The sequence below is a fragment of the Mesorhizobium sp. M4B.F.Ca.ET.143.01.1.1 genome (genome assembly GCF_004792275.1).
In the GTDB taxonomy this organism is placed as follows: domain Bacteria; phylum Pseudomonadota; class Alphaproteobacteria; order Rhizobiales; family Rhizobiaceae; genus Mesorhizobium; species Mesorhizobium abyssinicae.
This window is the reverse complement of the sequence record NZ_SRSR01000297.1, coordinates 1-300: the sequence shown is the minus strand read 5'-3', so window position 1 is coordinate 300 and position 300 is coordinate 1. Positions and strand designations below refer to the sequence as shown.

1 protein-coding gene is annotated in these 300 nt (G+C 70.7%); it reads right to left on the bottom strand.

The features are described 5' to 3' along the window. The coding region (locus EN786_RS37065) for a hypothetical protein (protein ID WP_135910189.1) at nucleotides 1–300 on the bottom strand (300 nt) is incomplete at both ends.

Below are 300 nucleotides of genomic sequence, written 5' to 3'. Positions count from 1 at the left end.
GCCTGCTGGCGTCGGCCGGACTGGATTGATCGCTGCCGGGGCCGGCGGCGCGGGGCGGACGGGCTCACGGACGGTTGCCTTTGCCTGGTCGGCATTTTCAGCCGGCGGGGCTCGCCTGGCGAGATCGGTGTCCGGCGTGCGGGTGAAACGCACATTCGGCGCCAGGAAGAAATAATCCTGCCAGGCCGGGCGGCCGAACTCCCCGCCATCGGCCGAATCGAGCGACGCGCCGCGGCTCGATTCGGCCTGGATCGAGGAGCGCAACGTCACCACCTGACCGGCTTGCGCCTGTGGAACCCC